Origin of the sequence: Serratia sp. BNK-10 (assembly GCF_047456065.1) — a bacterium.
In the GTDB taxonomy this organism is placed as follows: Bacteria; Pseudomonadota; Gammaproteobacteria; order Enterobacterales; family Enterobacteriaceae; genus Serratia; species Serratia ureilytica.
Genome location: NZ_CP179894.1, coordinates 3,588,322 through 3,605,477, shown reverse-complemented (window position 1 = coordinate 3,605,477; position 17,156 = coordinate 3,588,322). Strand labels below are relative to the sequence as shown.

The following is a 17,156-nucleotide window of genomic DNA, read 5'->3' as shown; positions in this document are numbered from 1 at the left end:
TTGCTGGCCTACTGTCCTGGTTGTTCCAGAGCTTTTAAATACTCGTAAATAGCCACCTGGGCGCGCACTTTGCGGCGGTTGCCGCGCGGCACGTACTGGTTGCTCAGTTCTTTATCCACATAACGGGCCTTGACCGTATCGCTGAACAGGATCTCCAGAATGTCCAGAACGCGCTGTTTCAGCGCCGGATCCAGCAGCGATACCGCCACTTCGATACGGTAATCTATGTTGCGGGTCATCCAGTCGGCGGAGGACAGATACACCCGTTTGTCACCTTTGTTGTCGAAAACGTAAACCCGATCGTGTTCCAAAAAGCGATCGACGATGCTGATCACCTGAATATTGTCGCTGATCCCCGGCAGGTTGGGAATCAGGGAACACATGCCCCGCACCAGCAGGCGGATCTTCACGCCGGCGCCGGACGCGGTATATAACCGATCTACCAGCCCTTTATCCACCAGATTATTTATTTTCAACATAATGCCGGCCTGTTCCCCGGCCTGGGCGTTGGCGATTTCGTTGTCGATCAGCTCATACAGCTTCAGGCGCGAGTTCTGCGGCGACACCATCAGGTTGTCGAAGGTGACCGGCCGGTAGGGGTTCTCGATAAAGTTGAACACCCGGCGCACTTCGTTGGTGATGCGCGAGTCGGCGGTCAGCAGCGAATAGTCGGTATAGATGCGCGCGGTTTTTTCGTTAAAGTTGCCGGTGCCGATATGAGCATAGCGCACAATTTCATCGCCTTCACGGCGCGAAATCAGGAACAGTTTGGCGTGGATTTTCAGCCCCGGCGCCGAGAAGATTACGTGTACGCCGGCTTCGGTCAGGCGCTTCGCCCAGTGAATGTTGGCCTCTTCGTCGAAGCGCGCCTGCAGCTCGACCACTACCGTGACCTTTTTGCCGTTGTGCGCGGCGTGGATCATCGATTCGATGATGCGCGAGTCTTTCGCCACGCGGTAGATGTTGATTTTGATCGCCAGCACGCTCGGATCGAACGACGCCTGGCGCAGCAGCTCCAGCACGTGCTCAAAGGTGTGGTACGGGTAGTAGAGCAGCACGTCTTTTTCGCGAATGGCGTCGAAGCCGTTGCGGAAACCGTCGAACCAGATGTGGCGCAGGCGCGGCAGCGGCTTGTTGACCAGATTGGCCTTGCCGACGTTCGGGAAGCTGATGAAGTCTTTAAAATTGTGATAGCGGCCGCCGGCGATCACCGAATCGTAGTTGGAGATGCCCAGCTTGCCGCGCAGCAGTTCCACCATCTCGTTCGGCATGTCGCGCTGATAAACGAAGCGCACCGGTTCGGCGGTGAGGCGCTGTTTCAGGCTGGAGGACATCAGTTCCAGCAGGCTGGATTCCATTTCGGTCACCAGATCGTACTCTGCGTCGCGGGTCATCTTCATCGAATAGGCGTTGAGCGCGTCGTAGTCGAAGAAGCCTTTGAAAATCTCATCCAGGCAGTAACGCAGAATGTTGTCCAGCAGGATCATCGGCTTGCGGCGGCGCGGCGCTTCCGGCGGCAGATTGACGAAGCGCGGCACTTTGTCCGACGGGATTTCCAGCAGCGCATAGTCGGTGCGCGCGCCGCGGATAATTTCCACCGCCAGATAGGTGTAATCGTCTTTCAGGAACTGCACCAGATTGGTGTCGTGGTTGATCAGGATCGGCGTGATGTGCTGGCGCAGATGCTGTTTGAAATACTGGCGCAGCCAGATTTGCTGGTTTTCGGACACCTGGCGTTCGTTGATCAGGAAGATCTGGTTGCGCGCCATTTCCAGCAGCAGATCGTTGTACAGCCCGTCGAATTCCTGATCGGTTTTCAGCACCTTGGCCTGGATCTTTTTCAGCAGGTGGCGCGAGGCGCCGGCGGAGCCCTGCTCTTCGCTGATCAGGATGCGGCGTTTGAGATCGGCGAAGCGGACTTTATAGAACTCGTCGAGGTTGTTGGAGTAAATGCCCAGAAAACGCATTCGTTCAATCAGGGGATTGCTCTTATCTGCGGCTTCCTGCAACACGCGTTCATTAAAGGATAACCAGCTTAGTTCTTTTTCGATGTAGAGCTTTTCCTGACCCATTGCCACTCCAGTTCAATTTTAGAATAGGATCCGGGACGCAGCGCCCGGATGCCGCTCTAGTGTCCTTCATCATTATTGCGAGAGATTGACAGGAAAGTCCAACATATCCATTGCGTTGGCGCGCGGCGTTTTTCGCCGACAATAAATTTTCCCCGCGGCGGGATGCCCGGCAGTGAAACGATCAGCATGAAATGACGGTTAGCAGGCTTATTCTTGGCGTTATAAAGCGTGTTTATGGTCATTTTTCAGCAATATATCAAATTCATATTGTCTGTTGGCAGTGTAAAAAACCTGGGTTGAGTCGGGTAACTTTGTCATGCAAACGTCATAAAACTGACATAAGATGCCCGGTTATCTTACGGCGTAAGCCCGATTACATCAGCGACAGCGAGACACATGACACAGACGACGGCAAATCAACATCCCCGAGATCGCCTGCGCGGGCGCATCGACCGCGGCGTGCAGGCGGCAGTGACCGCCTGCGGGCTGATGGTGCTGATGACGTTGATGCTGATCTTCGTTTATCTGCTGTTTGCGGTGCTGCCGCTGTTCAAACCGGCCTCGCTTGGGCAAGTTCAGCCGCTGCCGATTGTGGCGTCTTCCCCGGCGCTGGCGCTGGGCATGGACGTGCAGCAGCGCGTCGGTTATCGCATCGATGCGCAGGGCACGGGGCAATTTTATCGTCTGTCGTCGGCGCCGAGCGGCCAGGCCCAGACACCGCTGGTGCAGCAAACGCTGCTGGCCAAACCGGCGCTGCTCGCGCAGGCCGCCGGAGAGCGGGATCTGTTCGCGTTGGCGCAGGCCGACGGCCGGTTGGTGGTGGCGCGCGCGGATTTCGCCACGGCGGAAAACGGCCGGCCGCAGTGGCTGTTCCCACTCGGCCAACCGCCGCTGGCGCTGGATCCGCAGCGCAAGCCGCTGAAGCTGTTGTCGCTGGCGGACGCGCATCGCGGGCAGTATCTGCTGGCCGGGGTGACCGACGATCGGCGGCTGGTGTTCGGCCGTTTCAGCCCGGATCGGCCGCCGCAGTTCAGCGAACGTCCGCTGGAACACGACGGGGAGCAACTGGTGCTGACGCCGGATGGCCGCCAGCTTTACCTGCTGGCGGGCAACCGGCTGGCGCGTTATCAGATCGACGGCGCGCAGCTGCAGCTGCGTGAAACGCGTACCCTTGGCGAACATGCTCCGTATCAGATGACGGCGCTGCCCGGCGGCAGCGCGCTGTTGATCAAGGGCGCCGACGGCAATCTGCGCGAGTGGTTCGAAGTAGAAAAAGAGCAGCGCTGGCGCCTGACGCCGGTGCAGCATTTCGACCATGGCGCCGACGGGCAGGAGCTGACGGTGGCTGAGCCCTATCGCCGGGTGTTCGCCACCCTGCGGCCCGATGGCGGTTTCTCGTTATTCTCCACCATTCAACCGCAGCCGCTGCTGAACACCCGTTTGGGCGCCGAGGTGCGGCAAATGGCGTTCGCGCCGCGCGGCGATGGCCTGCTGCTGGAGAGCGCGCAGGGCTGGCAGCGCTATGCGCTCGACAACCCGTATCCGGACGTCACCTGGCGTTCGCTGTGGGGCAAGGTGTGGTACGAGAACTACCCGCAGCCGGCCTATGTCTGGCAGTCCACCTCTGGCGAAGACAGCTACCAACCCAAATTCAGCCTGATGCCGGTGATCTTCGGCACCTTCAAGGCGGCGGCTTACGCGATGCTGTTCGCCATCCCGCTGGCCTTGGCCGGCGCCATCTATACCGCTTACTTTATGACGCCGGGGCTGCGGCGAGTGATCAAACCGGCTATCGAAGTGATGGGCGCGCTGCCGACGGTGGTGATCGGGCTGGTGGCCGGCATCTGGCTGGCGCCGATCATCGAGCAGTATCTGTTGGCGGTGCTGGCGTTGCCGCTGCTGCTGGCGGCGGCGGTGCTGCTGTGCGGCGCGTTGACCCATCGCTTTATGCCGCGCTGCCGGCCGGGCGTCGATCTGCTGTTGCTGTTGCCGCTGCTGGCGTTGACGGTGTGGCTGGCGTTCAGCCTGGGGCCGTGGCTGGAGGTGGCGCTGTTCGGTGAGCCGCTGCATTTCTGGCTGGGGGATAATTATGACCAGCGCAATGCGCTGGTGGTGGGCGTGGCGATGGGCTTCGCGCTGGTGCCGATCATCTTCTCGCTGGCGGAGGACGCGCTGTTCAGCGTGCCGGCCACCCTGAGCCAGGGCTCTTTGGCGCTGGGCGCCACCCAATGGCAGACGGTGATCAAGGTGGTGCTGCCTTCCGCCAGCGCCGGCATTTTCTCCGCGCTGATGATCGGCTTTGGCCGCGCGGTGGGAGAAACCATGATCGTGCTGATGGCCACTGGCAACACGCCGATTATCGACGGCAGCCTGTTCCAGGGGCTGCGAGCGCTGGCGGCCAATATCGCCATCGAAATGCCGGAGGCGGTTTCCGGCAGCAGCCATTACCGCGTGCTGTTCCTGACTGCGCTGGTGCTGTTTGTCTTCACCTTCGTGTTCAACACGCTGGCGGAGGCGGTGCGCCTGCGGCTGCGCAAGCGCTACACGCCGAATCAGGAGGCGCCATGAAAAACTGGGTGAAGAGCGGGTCACCGTGGGTGTGGCTGACCGCCGGTTCGGTCGCCGTCAGCCTGCTGGCGCTGATCGGCATTTTGTTGCTGCTGGCCGGGCAGGGGATGCGCTATTTCTGGCCGAGCCCGGTTTATCAGTTCGAACTGAATCAGAACGGCGCCGGGCCGGTGACGTTGATCGGCGAGTTGTACCAGCAACAAAGCATTTCCCGGCGCCAGCTGGCCGAGGCGGGCGTCACGCCGCCGGGCGAGGCGCAGAACGTCGAACGTTATCTGATTAAGGTCGGCAACCGCGAGCGCGAGGGGCAGGATTTCCGCACCTTGCTGGCCAGCGATATCCGCAGCCAAAGCACGCCGCGCAGCCTGCTGGTGCTGGAACGCGACAGCCACGGCACCGCTTACGGCTATCTGGCGGGGCTGCTGGAAGACGGGCAACCGCTGACCGGCCGCAATCTGGGGCAGGCGTTGCAGCAGCGCCTGCCCCAGATTGCCGCGCTCTCACGCCAGGCGCACGACATTCAATTCCGCGACATGGCGCGCATCAATCAGCAGTTTGACGCGCTGCGGCTGCGGGAAAAGCGCCTGCAGCGCGACGATAAGCTGGACGCCCGCGCGCAGGACGCCATCAAGGCCGAACGGCTGGAGCTGCAGCGGCAGTATCAGCTGTTGTCCGAACGTCTGGCGGGGCTGAACCGCGATCGCCAGCGCGACGCGTTGCTGCTGCGCGACATGCACGGGCAGACGTTGACCATTCCGCTCAGCCAGGTGCGCGATGCCTGGTACCCGAACGCCATGAGCACCTCCGAGAAGCTGGCGCACTGGGGCGAGCAGGTGAAGAAGTTTCTCATCGACAGCCCGCGTGAGGCGAATACCGAGGGCGGGGTGTTCCCGGCCATTTTCGGCACGGTGTTGATGGTGATCCTGATGTCGATCGTGGTGATGCCGTTTGGCGTGATCGCGGCGGTGTATCTGCACGAATATGCCGGCAACAATCTGCTGACGCGGGTGATCCGCATCGCGGTGGTCAATCTGGCCGGCGTGCCCTCGATCGTCTATGGCGTATTCGGCCTCGGCTTCTTCGTCTATATGATAGGCGGCACGCTCGATCAGCTGTTCTATCCTGAATCCCTGCCCAACCCGACCTTCGGCACGCCCGGCGTGCTGTGGGCGGCGCTGACGCTGGCGCTGCTGACGCTGCCGGTGGTGATCGTCGCCACCGAGGAAGGGCTGTCGCGCATACCCACCTCGCTGCGGCAGGGCTCGATGGCGCTGGGGGCCAGCCGGGCCGAGACGCTGTGGCGCATCGTGCTGCCAATGGCGGCGCCGGCGATGATGACCGGTCTGATCCTGGCGGTGGCGCGCGCCGCCGGGGAGACCGCGCCGCTGATGCTGGTGGGGGTCGTGAAATCGGTGCCGGTGCTGCCGGTGGACGAGATTTTCCCGTATCTGCACCTTGAGCGGAAGTTCATGCATTTGAGCTTCCAGATCTACGATATGGCATTCCAGAGCCCGAGCGTGGAGGCGGCGCGGCCGTTGGTGTTCGCCACCGCCTTCTTGCTGGTGACGATCGTGGTGAGTTTGAATCTGGCGGCGATGGGCATCCGCCATTCGCTGAGGGAGCGGTACCGAGCATGGTCGCAGTAACAATGACGCTATTTTTGGGGAGTGCGTAATGGGTTTGATGACGCCAGGCAGTTTGCCCCGGCTGGATGTCCAGCATCTCGACGATGAACAGACCGCGCTGGCGGTCAACGGCCTGAACCTGTTTTATGGTGACAAACAGGTGCTGCACGATATCTCGCTGCGTATCCCGAAACACCGGGTAACGGCCCTGATCGGCCCTTCGGGCTGCGGCAAATCGACGCTGCTGCGCTGTTTCAACCGCATGAACGATCTGGTGGACAACTGCCGCATCGAGGGCGAACTGCAGCTGAACGGCGCGGCGATCTCCGGCGCGCAGATCGACGTGGCGGCGCTGCGGCGGCGAGTGGGCATGGTGTTCCAGCGGCCGAACCCGTTCCCGAAATCGATCTATGAAAACGTGGTGTACGGCCTGCGCTTGCAGGGCGTGCGCGACCGGCGCTTGCTGGATGAAGCGGTGGAGCGTTCGCTGCGCGCCGCCGCGCTGTGGCATGAGGTGAAGGACCGGCTGCGCGAAAACGCCTTCCGCTTGTCCAGCGGCCAGCAGCAGCGCCTGGTGATCGCGCGCGCCATCGCCATCGAGCCGGAAGTGCTGTTGCTCGACGAGCCGACTTCGGCGCTGGATCCGATCTCCACGCTGACCATCGAAGAGCTGATTTCGGCGCTGAAGCAGCGTTACAGTGTGGTGCTGGTGACGCACAACATGCAGCAAGCGGCGCGCGTCTCCGACTACACCGCCTTTATTCATCAGGGGCGGCTGGTGGAATACAACGACACCGACGCCATTTTCACGTCGCCGCGCCAGCGCCGCACCGAGGACTATATTACCGGGCGGTATGGGTGAGGCCATTTGGGCTATGAACAAACGAAAGGCTGCACAACCATGCAGCCTTTCGTCTATCAGGGGCGTCAGTAGTTTTTGCGAATGCGGATCGCTTCTTCTACCCACTCAGCCAGATTTTCTTTGATGTGGTTATAGACATTGGTGCTGGTCAGGTAAGGCGGATCATAGGCTTTGGCGATAGCGGAGAGTTTTGTTTCACCCAGTTTGATGTGATCCAACGGGTTTTTACCTTTCTCGGTTTGGTCGCCGGCGCTGTCTTTCAGGTTATGGATATACACTACCAGCACGCCCATGCCTTTTTTCCAAGCCTCGCAGATTTCGAAATTAATCCATTTGCGATTAGCGGTATCTTTACCGGCGAGAATCACGGCGCAGCTGCGATTGTCCAACTGGCCCTTGATCCAAGCGGCGATAGCGGCGTCACCGCCTTTTTTCACTTCCTCCCAATCGTTATCCGTGGCTGGTCGGTTACCTTCCAGCGAGCCCATTTCGCGTACCTGAGAAGCGCGCCAGTTGTCCGGCTCATAATGGAAACTGTAAAAACATTTTCTGGTCATCGAGGGTTATCCTTAGTAATGATATCGATAAGCGCCAATAGGCTTTTTTTCTTCTCCGCCAGGCTGCCCGGTTCGTTAAGCTGATCCAGCAGATTCATGGCGGCGGGGTTGCGGTAGTAGAGGGTTTCTTTCATCTCCTCCTTGATTTTTCGGTAGATCTCGGCAGATGCGCTGCCGGTACAACCGATAGGAATGCAGACGCAGCCTTGTTCCGTGGCGATCTGGAACTCTTTCAATAAACCGTCGGCCAGCACGTATTCGCCTTCGGCGTTGCGTTTGTTGCCGAACAAAAAGATTGCGATGCCGCTGAGCGAAATCATGTTCTGACGGTATTCGTGCCAAAGTGCCGGTAGGGTAATGCCGCCGCTGGCGAATTGGGGGAAAGGACGCAGCACCAGCTGGCTTTCGCTGATTTTTCCCTGGCTGTCGTAAATGGCTTCCAAGGCGCCGTTGATCACCGCCGTGCCTACGCCCCAGCCGAAACCGTTGACGATGCGATACTGTTTGCGGATAAGCAGGCGCGCCAGACGATGTATGAATTGGATGGACTCTTCACGGGCATAGGGCTGGTAGTTGTCGGCGCTGCCGGAGATAAACACCGTGCTTTTCTTGAACTGCGTTTCGATGGCATACAGCAGGTCGGTGATTTGCCGATAGTCATCCACCAACAGCGTTTGAATGCCGTAACGGCGCAGATCGTTAATCATCAAGCCTTGTTTGCGGCTGTTGTAATCGCAAGACGCCTGATCCTCGCTGCCGTTGTCGCCGAGCTGGACGCGCCGCATGATGCAGTAGTGGTTTCTCTGCCCTTCGCCGTACTGCGCGTAAAGGCGGCTCAATACATATTGCAGGTTGGGGTCTTCAAAGCTGAAACCGATAAACAGGAAGGTTTTGGCAGTCAGCTCCGCCATCAGCATGTTGATAAAAGGAAGATGTGTACGGGAGTAAGTTTCGTATTGTTCGCGAGTGATAATCGCCTGGTTGGGATTTCTATAGTCACCATGCATTTTATATAAGACAACATCACGTTTGTGAATGTTGTTGGTCAGGCTTTCCGGTGTAGTTTTGACGTCGCAGACGCGATTATAACGGGCATAGGTTTTTTCAATCAGGTCGTCGTAGTTAGTGGTCCAAAGTGACGCTATCGGTAATCTGGCGATAATTCGGTGGTTTTCTGTTTCTTCTGCTTGCTCAGCGAATTCTGTAATTATTTTTTGATTTATCTTATGTCTGTTGCCTTTTTCATTGAGGTGATATTGCGCCAGAGAAATAAGATCGCTCTCTTTTTCGATATCCAGCTCCAGTTCATAAGCGATATCGCCGATAAGCTCTTTCCAGCTGACGAAACCGGCGGGGATGGACAGTCCGGCGCCGGCAAACAGCGCAGCGCTGCCGGCTTTGATATCATTAACGTAATCTCGAATAAACAGTTCTATATTACGGTTAAACATGAGGCTATTCCCAACATTGTTTTTCTTTATTAGTTAATTAACAACTATGTTTTTTATGAATTAATTATGCTAATAGAACTATCAAGATAAGATGATAAGTTAACTTTGTAAACTCTGCTTTTTTGTTTTTGTCGATATTGAATGTGTTATTTTAATATTGAATTAATTTGTTTTTATTATTTGTTTTTTTAATTTTAATATTAATTAAATGCACTCTGGGTAATAAGATGCATTGGTTGTGGCATATCTGCATTTTTTGTCACATTGTGACTTTGATTAAATAGAAGTAATTCTCATTATCATTGATTTGCGGCGTAAAATGTATATACTCTGCCAAGGTGTGTAAGTTAACGTAAATGGATGTATTAAAATGTGTGCATGGAGGCTGAAGATTTGGCCTGTGCTCTTGGCGTTTTGCAGCTCTGCGTGGTGCGCGGAAATCACCAACCCTGCCGATCGCGATAGTATTACCCAACAGCAGAAAACGTTGCTGGAACAGGCCCAGCAACAGCGCGAGGCGTTGCAAAATAGCGTCGAACTGCCGGCGTTACCGCTGCCAGTGCCGGCCGCCGCAGGAGCGGTTTGCCAGCCGGTGCGGCAGATCGTTTTTGATGGCGCCGACCATCTTTCCTGGTCGGTAAAAGAAAGCCTGGCGCGCCCGTATCAGGGGCGTTGCCTGACGCTAGAGCACATCAACCGTCTGGCGCGCGAAACCACTAATGCTTATCTGCAACGTGGCTATGTCACCTCGCGGGCCTGGCTGCAGGAACAGGATATCTCCCGCGGCGTGTTGGCCGTCAGCGTCAGCGAAGGGCGAATCGAGTCCATCACGCAAAACGGTGAGCAGACGCTGGCGTTGAAGATGGCGTTTCCCGGCCTGGTTGGCGACGTACTGAATCTGCGCGATATCGAGCAGGGCATGGAGCAGCTCAACCGCCTGCCGTCACAACAGGTGACTATCGATATTCAACCTGGCGAGCAACCCGGCTTTTCCAAAGTGGTTTTGCTGCGTGGCGCCGCGCGGGCACCGGTCTCTTTCTCTTTCGGCGCGGATAACAGCGGCCAGAGAAGCACCGGCACCGGGCAGATGAACGTCGCCTTCTCGCTGGATAATCCGCTGCGTCTCGCCGATCAATGGTCGCTTTCCGCAGCGCGCAATAACGATTTCAGCCCGCATCATCGCAGCCGTAGCCTGAACGGCAGCGTCACCTTACCCTATGGCTATTGGCTGCTCAGCTACCAGTACGCCTGGAACGATTTTTTCCAGCAGGTGCCGTTCAACGGTGCCGCTTACCGCTATCAGGGCAACAACCAGACCCAGCGTTTGGGCGCGAACCGCACGTTGCTGCGGGATGGCAAACGTAAGCTGGCCATCGATATCGGGCTGGCGCGGCGCACCACGGAAAATAAGCTGGCGGGGGAACGGTTGGGCGTCAGCAGCCCGACGCTCAGCATCGCCAGTCTGGGCCTCAATTACAGTGCGGTCACGGGCGGCGGCTATATGACGCTGAACCCGACGGTAAGCCGTGGGCTGCGCATGCTGGGCGCCACCGCCGACGATCCGCAGCGCAACGGGGCGCCGCGCAGTGAGTTCCGTAAGCTTGGCCTCAGCACCAGTTATTTCTATCCGCTCGCCCCCTCTCTTTACTACCTGACCTCGGCCTACGGGCAAACCAGCGCAGACAATCTGTATGCCGGCGAGCGCATTTCCATCGGCGGGCAATACTCGGTGCGTGGCTTTAAAGAGCAGTACCTGACCGGTAATCGCGGCGCCTACTGGCGCAATGAACTCAACTGGCAATGGCAGACGTTGCCGAGGCTGGGGGAGCTTTCTTTGACCGGCGCGTTAGACGCCGGCTGGCTGCAGGGGCGCGCCGGGCAGATAGACGGCGGCAGCGTCGTCGGTGCGGCGCTGGGCGCCACGCTAAGCGGCCGCTGGTTCAATCAGGCGGTCACCGTCGGTAAACCGCTGACGCACCCAGACAGTCTGCAACCGGATCGTTGGGTGGCCTACTGGCAAGCCACCGTCACGTTATAACGCCAGCACACAGCAGGAGCGCCTCGGCGTTCAAAACAACATCCTTTCGAAGGAATGAATATGGATAAGCTCAATCATCCGCTGGCGCGGGGCGCCAGCTATTTGCTGATTTACCTGACGGCTTTCCAGCCATTACACCCGGCGTTTGCTGCCGGTATTACCGCCGCCAACGGCAATACGCAGGTGGTTATCAAGCCGGGCGACGTGCCGGTGGTGAATATCGCCACGCCGAACGGTGCGGGCATCTCCCACAACACCTATAAAGATTTCAACGTTGGGCCACAGGGCGCCGTGTTGAATAACGCCACTCACGGCGGCAAAACGCAACTGGGCGTGGAGATCTACAGCGCGCAGGGCAACACCTACCTGAAGGGAAAACCGGCGGAGTTGATCATCAATGAGGTGATCGGCGGCAGTCGTTCCGAGCTGCAGGGCAAACTCGAGGTATTCGGCAACAAGGCCAACGTGATGATCGCCAACCCGAATGGCATCACCTGCGACGGCTGCGGCTTTATCAACGCGCCGGGCGTGACGCTGACCACCGGCAAACCGCAGTTCGACAAGCAGGGCGCGCTGGAAGCGCTGGAGGTGAAAAAAGGCGGCGTCACCATCGGCGGTAAAGGGCTGGACGGCAGCGGCGCCGACTATGTCGATATCATCAGCCGCGCCACCGAGTTGAACGGCAAAATCAATGCACAAAATCTGTCGCTGACTCAGGGCACCAACCGCATCAGCTTCAAGGACGGCAGCATCAAACCGATCGCCGGTGAAGGCGCTAAGCCCCAACTGGCCGTGGATACCAAAGCGCTGGGCGGCATGTACGCCAACAAAATCCGCCTGGTGGCCAACGAGGATGGGGTGGGGGTGAACCTCAACGACCTGAAGGGGAGGCAACGCGATATTATGCTATCCGTGAAGGGCAAGATAATCTTGGGCAATACACATGCGCAAACCGATTTGAATGTAAGTGGCCAGGCCATTCAAACGCTGCCTCGATCGAGCTTGCGTGCTGAACGTGACGTTACGCTCGCCGCAGCAACGATAGAAAATAACGACGCCAATATCGCTGCAGGCAATGATATTCGTATCTTTGGTGATACCGTACGTAACGTCGGTACCTATTACGCTAACATTCAAGCCAACAACAACTTGTGGATACAGAAGGATGCGGAGGGAAACAAAGCGACTCGGGTAGAAAACCGTTCTTCCCGTATCCAAACCAACAGCGGCGACCTGGTTATTCGTACCGACAAGCTCGATAACGTGCGGCAGACATTGGCGATTTCTGACCAAATAGAGCCTGTTGATCAAGAAGGAATGCGATTATTTGGTAGCGTATTCAATGCGTATAAAAACGGAGATATAAAAAACCGACAAGATCTTTATAAAGAAGACATGTCGAAGTGGGAGAAATGGCTGCTACCTTGCACGACATCGGAGGAATGTACTTATGCAAATCGGCACTTAGCTAATTGGATACTCGATGAGCGAGTTCGAACCCGCGTTACCTCTAATTCTTCTCCTGCCATTATAGCGTCTGGCAAAAACAGCTACATTAATGCTGGCTCATTGTGGAATGATGCCAGCCAACTGAAGGCTAAAGGAGATATGATCCTTACAGGTAATACCTTCAGTTCCATCAACCACGCCTTTGGTACAAAAGAACGCTTCAACAAATTTAAACCAGATACGGAAGCTTACATCCAATATGAAAAGCTGGGATGGCCTTACCCCCCATTAAGTTATGTCGATACCGGAGAGCGAGCTTTCCGTTGGAGTTATGACGGTATAATTGATGGCGGTATGGTCGCTGATGGCAATCTGACTGCAGACTTCAAGAATCAGATCGAAATCAGAACGGTGATGCCCAATGAAAGCCAATTAAACGACATCAATACGGCTGGGCGCCCGGAAACTATCAAGGCAAAGAATGTACTCCTGCATGCGGCTAATATCGTCAATACCGATGCCATCAACGCGGTAGGCAACATCACCGCTATCGCCGAAGACCGCATCGTGCTGGGTCAAGGTATCCTTTCTGCCGGCAAAGAGCTGAATTTGAGTGCCGTTAATACTATCGATGTATGGCAAAGCGAACTGAAAGGGCAAGACATCACGCTTACCGCGCGTACCGGTGAGATAAAAGTTCACACCAGCGAAAAGCCTAATTACTACCATCAGAATGGTGTGCGTTGGCTGGGCAGTCTGCTGGCCTCTCGTGACCTGACGCTGACGGCGGGCAGCACCATTACGTTACTAAATACGTTGCTGGCGCCACAAAGTCGCAATATCAGCATGACTGCTTCCGGTAGCATCTCTCTTATCAAAAATGATGCCGTACTGATGCGCGATCGTCCCGGTGAATATCTGCCATCAGACAAGTTGCAACACTACTTCAATGGCCTGTTGAACACAGGAAAACTGAACGCCACTGGTTCGGTCTCTCTCAATAGCGGCGGTTATCTGGCACTGCGCGGTGTCAACATCAATGCCGGCAAGGATGTGACGCTGCTGGCCGGGCATAATGCCGACCTCAACTACCGGGCGCTGGGCGGTAATTATGGGCATCTTTTTGCAACTTCACGTACCCCAGAACTCGGCAGCAAGATACACGCCGGCGGCAATTTGCTGATTAACTCGGCCCGCGACATAGGCACCCAGGGCGGCGCGCTCTCCGCCAACGGTAATATCACGCTGTTGGCCGGACAGAATCTATGGTTGTCGAACGTCGCCTATTCCGCTATCGATGCCGCTAACGACAACAACAAAGACGACCGCCATGTGGTCACTACTCTCAGCGCCGGGAAAAATCTGACCGCGGCGGCGAACAACCAACTGCTGACTTACGGTGCCAGGTTGACTTCCGGCGCCAACATGACGCTGACCTCCGGCGGCGATATGCGCTTCGAGGCGGTGCAAAACCACACTTACCGAGAAGGTGGCAACGAATTTACCGAAACTCGCACCCAGCAAGGGACCGAGCTGAATGCCGGTGGCCTGATGACGGTGATTTCCGGCGGAAGCATTCTATTCCAGGCGACCAAACTGGTAGTGAAAGGGTTGGGGGCAAACTGGAAACCGCCGGTAGCGGTGACGGATTGGGGGAGCCAGATAGCCATTGCAGAACAGCAGCTTCAAAACGCACAGCAGCGTATCAATCAGGCTCTGCAGGACAAGAGCCGGGCTGAACAAGCGAAAAACAGTAAAAGCAATGAATTTAATACGTTGCAGCGTGACATGGAGACGCTAAGACAAAGACAAGCAGATAATTTAAGAAAGATTCAGGAATTTTCCGCCAAGCATGGCAAGTTGATGGAAATTAACGATTGGAGTCTATGGCAAGAAAGTGCCGGCCTCACAGCCGAAGGCATCGGCATCACCCATGAACTTTTAGAAAAAGAGAAGCGTGCGAATAGTCTTCCGAATGAAATAAATGCCGAGCAATCAGCGTTCAATAATGCGCAGCAGCGCCTTACTCAGGCCACGCAAGATCGCGATGGCGCACAATCACGTCTGGCAACCGCCCGCAATGAGGCGATAAGTAAAGGGGCGGACGAGGCTAAGCAAAAAGCCCAGGTCGACGCCCACAATCAGGCTGAAGCCATGCGCGCCGGCAATATGGATATCGCTGCCAAGGGCGGCTATCTCTACGCTCAGGCGATGGAAGAGTCCAGCCACTACGAGAAAAAGGAAACCAAGCGCAAATGGTGGGGCAAGAAAACCGAGGTTAAGCAGACCCGCCATGACGTGACCAACAAGGTTACCGAGTTTTCCGCCGCCGGCAATATCACGCTCATGAGCCGCGACGACAGCACCTATGAAGCCAGCAAGATCGCCGCTGGGCAAAACGCGCGCCTGACCAGCACGCATGGCCAGGTTAACTTCCGCGCGGTGAAAAATACCTCTTTCGAACAGACCGTCAGCAATTCGAAAGGCTTCTTTATCAAGCAGGCCAATAAAGGCTACGAAGACAATAAGTGGGTGCTGCCGAGCATTCATACCGGTGGCGCCTTGACCGTGGATGCCGCCAAGGGCGTCAGCGCCGATGTGAAGGTAAAAAACGGGCAGGCGTTGCAAAGCGCTATCGACGCGCTGGGCAATACGCCCGGCACCACCTGGGTCAAAGATCTGAATAAGCGCAACGACGTGCAGTGGAGCAAGGTCAAGGACGCCTACGACAGCTGGGATTACAAGAGCCAGCACTTGAACCCGGCGGTGGCGGCGGTGATCGCCATCGCGGCTGCGGCGGTGACCGCAGGCAGTTCACTGGCGGCCACGGCGGCCTCCAGCGTTTCCGGCGCCGTGGGCGGCGGGGCGGTAACCAGCGGCGCGGTCACCGCCGGGATGTCTTCTCTGGCCTCCCAGGCGGCGGTCGCGCTGGTGGAGAATCAAGGCAACCTGTCGAAAACCCTGCAGGCGCTGGGCAGCAATGAAAACGTCAAGGCGACCGCCACAGCGATGGCGATAGGCGGCGCGCTCAACGGCTTCGACAGCGCGATGGGTTGGAGCAAGGACGCGGCGGGCAAACCGCTCAATCCAAACAACGTCAAACTGCCGCAGTTGAGTAATGGCGACTGGAGCAAGGTGGCGCAGCGGGTGGCCGGGCAATCGGTCATCAGCTCCAGCCTGAATACCGCCATCAATGGCGGCAGCTTCAAAGACAACTTGACCAATGCGCTGTTGGCGAACATCGGCAGCCAGGTTCAGGCCGAGGGCGCCAATCTGATCGGGGATAACGGCGAAGTCCTGGGCGCGGCCGGGAAGTCAGTCAGTCATGCGGTTGTGGCGGGCATCGCCGCGGAAATCGGGCGCGGTGACGGTAAAGGGGCTGCTGCCGGGGCGCTGGCGGCGGAGCTGGCCGGCGTTGTGATGCAGAGTACGCTGTTCGAACCGGCCAATCTCAACGAAAAAGAACGCCAGCTCTACCGTCTGCAGGAGGCGCTAAACGGCAATGAAGTAAAAGAGCAAACGGCACGAGTGATCGGGGCTTTGACCGGGGCGTTGGCAACGCATACACCGGAGGGCGCCTACAGCGCTGCGGACAGTGCACAGTCGGTTTATCGCTACAACATGACCGAGCATATGTTGATGCAGTATGCGCTTGATAATCAGAAAGACATTTTGGCCGCTGGTAAAGGCGATGTTGCTGCGGCAAAACGTGTTGTGGCTCGCCGAGAAGCTGCCGCAATAGTGGCGACAGTAGGTGGTGGCGGTCTGGTACTTACTGCGGGGGGGATGACGCTGGTGGGAGCTGCGCCAGAATTGGTTCTGGCTGCAAGATTGGCGATTGCCGGTTGCAAAACTAACCCCGCGCTTTGCCTGAACCAAGCCGGTATTTATGCGGCGGATATTGTGGCACCTGAGGCCATCATTGGCACGGGCGCCGTAACGACCGGCAGCACATTGATTTTGGGTAAGACCGAAGACAGCGTGAGGAAGTTGAGCCGACAGCTGGTGAACGCTTCCGATGAATTATACAAAACAAAAACGTTCAACACTCAGCCGGTTGCCGATTTTATCAAAGGAGAAACAGCAGCCGGGGCGAATTTGTCGACTAAAACGGCAGATTATCTACGGGAAATACAGAAGGTTAACACTAACCAGTTGGTCAAGGTGTTTGACCCGAAACAGAACGAAAGTAAGCTGAACGTGTTTGGTCAGCAGTTTGAGCAGGTGTTAGGTGAGGGCGGCAGCAACAAGCAAGGTAATACAAAAGTGTTTGCCACTGAGAATTTATCGAAACAGGCGATCTTCGATTATGCGCAATCTCTTACCGGAGGGAAACCATTAATAGAAGTCAGAAAAGATGCACTATGGACGGTGGTTTTAAATGAAAAAACAGGTGAGAAATTAACTCTTAGAAGTGTTTCAAGTAGCAAGGAAGATACCAAAGCACGTTGGACGATTGATATCATAGATAATGAACACCTGAATGCGCTTCAAGGTAAAGTGAAAAAAAGAGTAGAAATCAAATTTCGATGAG

General features: G+C 56.7%; 8 protein-coding genes. 5 read left to right on the top strand and 3 right to left on the bottom strand.

Annotated elements, in window-relative coordinates; translation table 11 throughout:
- Positions 1-8: 8 nt before the first annotated feature.
- Entirely contained in the window at positions 9-2,072 is a 2,064-nt protein-coding gene (gene ppk1 / locus ACMGG9_RS17415; RefSeq protein WP_033644044.1) for a polyphosphate kinase 1, read from the bottom strand.
- 396 nt (positions 2,073-2,468) lie between these two features.
- Between ppk1 and ACMGG9_RS17410 the strand changes: the two genes are divergently transcribed.
- Genes ACMGG9_RS17410 through pstB form a run of 3 tightly spaced genes read left to right on the top strand, consistent with a single transcriptional unit; the run spans position 2,469 to position 7,127 of the window.
- The gene (locus ACMGG9_RS17410) at positions 2,469-4,640 is read left to right on the top strand and encodes an ABC transporter permease subunit (RefSeq protein WP_414161595.1); all 2,172 of its coding nucleotides are present in this window, start codon (positions 2,469-2,471) and stop codon (positions 4,638-4,640) included.
- A complete protein-coding gene (gene pstA, locus ACMGG9_RS17405) occupies positions 4,637-6,286 on the top strand; it encodes a phosphate ABC transporter permease PstA (RefSeq protein WP_414161594.1) in 1,650 nt (549 codons plus the stop codon). Before ACMGG9_RS17410 ends, pstA begins: the two co-directional genes overlap by 4 nt.
- A 28-nt stretch (positions 6,287-6,314) precedes the next feature.
- Positions 6,315-7,127: a phosphate ABC transporter ATP-binding protein PstB gene (gene pstB / locus ACMGG9_RS17400; protein ID WP_004941613.1), complete on the top strand. Its 813-nt coding sequence runs from the start codon at positions 6,315-6,317 to the stop codon at positions 7,125-7,127.
- A 65-nt stretch (positions 7,128-7,192) separates the two neighbouring features.
- On the opposite strand, the gene ACMGG9_RS17395 is transcribed toward pstB, so the two are convergent.
- Complete coding sequence (locus ACMGG9_RS17395) at positions 7,193-7,684, bottom strand: TIR domain-containing protein (RefSeq protein ID WP_369605926.1); 492 nt, start codon at positions 7,682-7,684, stop codon at positions 7,193-7,195.
- Entirely contained in the window at positions 7,681-9,135 is a 1,455-nt protein-coding gene (locus ACMGG9_RS17390) for an SIR2 family protein (protein ID WP_342175386.1), read from the bottom strand. Before ACMGG9_RS17390 ends, ACMGG9_RS17395 begins: the two co-directional genes overlap by 4 nt.
- 370 nt (positions 9,136-9,505) lie before the next feature.
- Between ACMGG9_RS17390 and ACMGG9_RS17385 the strand changes: the two genes are divergently transcribed.
- Together ACMGG9_RS17385 and ACMGG9_RS17380 are read left to right on the top strand one after the other, a co-directional pair.
- The gene (locus ACMGG9_RS17385; protein ID WP_414161593.1) at positions 9,506-11,173 is read left to right on the top strand and encodes a ShlB/FhaC/HecB family hemolysin secretion/activation protein; all 1,668 of its coding nucleotides are present in this window, start codon (positions 9,506-9,508) and stop codon (positions 11,171-11,173) included.
- 60 nt (positions 11,174-11,233) lie between these two features.
- Positions 11,234-17,155, top strand: a complete 5,922-nt coding sequence (locus tag ACMGG9_RS17380) for a DUF637 domain-containing protein (protein ID WP_414161592.1) — start codon at positions 11,234-11,236, stop codon at positions 17,153-17,155.
- Position 17,156: the final 1 nt, after the last annotated feature.

Coding starts and splice junctions, on each gene's coding strand:
- ppk1 (WP_033644044.1), bottom strand. CDS start 2,072: ATGGGTCAGGAAAAGCTCTACATCGAAAAAGAACTAAGCTGGTTATCC.
- ACMGG9_RS17380 (WP_414161592.1), top strand. CDS start 11,234: ATGGATAAGCTCAATCATCCGCTGGCGCGGGGCGCCAGCTATTTGCTG.
- ACMGG9_RS17390 (WP_342175386.1), bottom strand. CDS start 9,135: ATGTTTAACCGTAATATAGAACTGTTTATTCGAGATTACGTTAATGAT.
- pstB (WP_004941613.1), top strand. CDS start 6,315: ATGGGTTTGATGACGCCAGGCAGTTTGCCCCGGCTGGATGTCCAGCAT.
- ACMGG9_RS17385 (WP_414161593.1), top strand. CDS start 9,506: ATGTGTGCATGGAGGCTGAAGATTTGGCCTGTGCTCTTGGCGTTTTGC.
- ACMGG9_RS17395 (WP_369605926.1), bottom strand. CDS start 7,684: ATGACCAGAAAATGTTTTTACAGTTTCCATTATGAGCCGGACAACTGG.
- ACMGG9_RS17410 (WP_414161595.1), top strand. CDS start 2,469: ATGACACAGACGACGGCAAATCAACATCCCCGAGATCGCCTGCGCGGG.
- pstA (WP_414161594.1), top strand. CDS start 4,637: ATGAAAAACTGGGTGAAGAGCGGGTCACCGTGGGTGTGGCTGACCGCC.